This window comes from Rubripirellula tenax (assembly GCF_007860125.1).
Classification (GTDB): Bacteria; Planctomycetota; Planctomycetia; order Pirellulales; family Pirellulaceae; genus Rubripirellula; species Rubripirellula tenax.
The window spans coordinates 1-2,700 of the sequence record NZ_SJPW01000032.1; the positions used below are offsets into that span (position 1 = coordinate 1).

The 2,700-nt window shown below is 53.1% G+C and carries 2 protein-coding genes; both read left to right on the forward strand.

Translation table 11 applies throughout. The annotated features are described in order from the left end of the window. The first annotated feature begins 65 nt into the window (after positions 1–65). Entirely contained in the window at positions 66–605 is a 540-nt protein-coding gene (locus tag Poly51_RS30155; RefSeq protein WP_146462666.1) for a hypothetical protein, read from the forward strand. Between the two features lie 577 nt (positions 606–1,182). Further along, complete coding sequence (locus Poly51_RS30160; RefSeq protein WP_146462667.1) at positions 1,183–1,458, forward strand: hypothetical protein; 276 nt, start codon at positions 1,183–1,185, stop codon at positions 1,456–1,458. The last annotated feature ends 1,242 nt before the right edge of the window (positions 1,459–2,700 follow it).

Genomic DNA, 2,700 nt, shown 5'->3' on the forward strand with positions numbered 1-2,700 from the left:
CCCTACCGTTCGTCGACTGCGACAATCCACTCTTTTCTACACTACACTTTCTGCGAGGTTTCAAAATGTTAATCCGAACACTAGCTCTGTTGATGTTGATCACGCCAACCCTAGTGGCAGCTGAACTGAATGACGAATATCAAATAGGCGAACTCAATGACGAATATCAAATCGGCGAACCCGATGACGAATATCAAATGGAAGAAGCCGTCGGCTTGGACGATCCCTTTCACGTTTCGGACGTTTCCCAATTGGGCAAGCGTATGCTTGTTGATGTCACCTACGAAAAACGTTCATTCGACGAATCCGTGATCGTCAACTTCCGGACAGTCGGTCCATCGCATGACTCTGACACTCGCGCAGAGTTTCCGCGCGACGACATGCATATGGTCATCCAGGGTGCGAAGGGCGCTGTCGTCTTTGAATCTGGACTTGCGTGGAAAGATACTGGGGAGAAAACGATCAAAGGAAACCCGACATACATTGCGAGAATCCTCGTGCACGCCGACATGAAAAACGGATTGATCCTCACTGAATCGGTTGATGGATTCGACGGCAAATCAACTGTCGGCATCGTTACGTTTCACTCACTCTTCAATAAATGAAGACACGACGAACCATCGATTGCACGGGAGATCGCGGGCTGCCGGTTTGGCAATGGTCAATCTTTCGCGCGATCCCCGTGAATCGTGCCGTTACACGAATCGATAGAGAGCAAGGCGGATTGTTTGTGGTTGCTCTGACTTTGCTTCGATGGCGCGGACGAAAGATGCGCGGTCGATTGGTGCGCGGTCGGCTACGCTCGTGATTGGTGGAATGACGATTGATGCCGAGATGCGCGGTCGTCGGTACGCGGGGCAGCTCATGCTCGAGATTGGTGCGCGGTCGCAACTCCGCAGCCAGTGCCCGTGGTGTTTCATTGATCTCGCATCGGTCCTTCGTGCGATGATCCACAGTCAACGTTCAAATTGGCGTGCTCTGTCAAGCTTGCTCGGTCTAACTTCGGTAGGCTACAATGGTTCGTCGCGTCGATCGAACTGGCGACCGGTCACCGGTCAACAGGACTCGTCGTGTAACCATCCGATGCACCGGAGTCGGACTTGCTGCCGTTTTTCAAATGGAACATCAACACTTCCGACCCGGTGATCGGTAACGTTCGCCGACTGGTTGATCGACACGACAATGCGAATCTCGATACGATCTCTTCTGCTAACAGCACTCGTAGTGGCGAGCGTCGCCGCGTTCATTGGTTCGTCCGCTGCAAGCACCGACAATGTGCGAATGGCCGTCTCGTTAGGATCGCTACTTTTGGCGTTCATAGCGGTACCCGTCACTTCAGCAAGCCTCGCGTACGACATCTATGCGACCCGACGATCAGCGGAGTTGGGTGCGTTCTACGGGTTTGTTGGATTCTCACTTGCGGGCATCTTCATTGGCTTGCTGCCCGCCGTACACTGACCACTGTATCATCTCTCGTGACGCTATTTGCCGTATTGGTCGTGCTAAGGAATTGCGGCGAACCATGACATGCACGGGAGCACGGCTTGCAGCGTTTTTCGCAATGGATAGTCAACTCTCCGTGCCCCGTGATGTCCGCCGTTCGCCGACAGGGTGCTCTTACAGCACGACTTCATCACCAATCTTACGCTTCATAACTATCATCACAATCAATTGACTCTGAATCCGTACCAGCCGACACATTTGACTGTTCCCACAGGAACTTCGTGGGTGCGATTGGTCGCGTGCCTAACGGCAATGTTCTTCACGTCGATCGCGTCTGTGTATTTTGTGATTGTTTCAGTTTTCTATTGTTGGATGCTGTTCGTGCCCACGCTTGCTGGATGGACCTACGATCAAATACTTTTGAATGTTCTTATCTGGGCTGCATTCGCTTTTGCTGCAGCCCTGGGATTCCGAACAGCTTTTCGTGCTTTGAATCGTCCACGAGTCGCTGGCGAATGACGTAACTCCGAGCATGATGGAATGCGGCGAACCAGGCGATGGACCGAAGTCGCGGGTAAGGCGTTTTGAAGTGGAAACCACATTGCCGCGACTCGGTCATCGCGGACGTTCGCCGACTGAACAACATGACGGATTCTTCGACCGGCCTCTACTTGTCATTCACTACTCCACACTCCGCTGACGCCTCGTCTTGGAGCGAGGCTGGCGAGACAATACGCCTGGCACTCGCGGATTCACTCGAGACTGCCGGGGCAACTGTTGAACGAGCAATGGATCCACATGAACCTGATTGGATTTTCTACGGGACACGAGATGGACAACGATTCGCTGTGGTTCTCGTGATCTCCAAATTTCGACCATGCACTTGGTTTGTTGCGATGGAAGGTCCTACACCGAACGACACCGCCCCAGAAGCTGCACGAGCATGGGCGCAGCCGATTCTTGAATCTACCATACGGCGACTCGGATCTTCCGACCACATTTGGCATGAATCCCACCTAACGCTGTCGTCATTCTGATCCATTACCGGCGGCGAACCAGGCGATGCACGTGAGCCGCCGAGTTGAGTTTATTGAAGTGGTAAGTCGTTCGCGGCGGCCACGTGATCGTTATCGTTATCGGACTGACTCCGCAGATGTTCCGCGTGTTTGCTTGCACAAACGATTGCTGCAACGCTTGGTTTTAGGTGCGTCTTTTGGCTCTTGCGTTAGTTGCTCGCCGATTCAAACGCCTTAATCC

Coding starts and splice junctions, on each gene's coding strand:
- Poly51_RS30155 (WP_146462666.1), top strand. CDS start 66: ATGTTAATCCGAACACTAGCTCTGTTGATGTTGATCACGCCAACCCTA.
- Poly51_RS30160 (WP_146462667.1), top strand. CDS start 1,183: ATGCGAATCTCGATACGATCTCTTCTGCTAACAGCACTCGTAGTGGCG.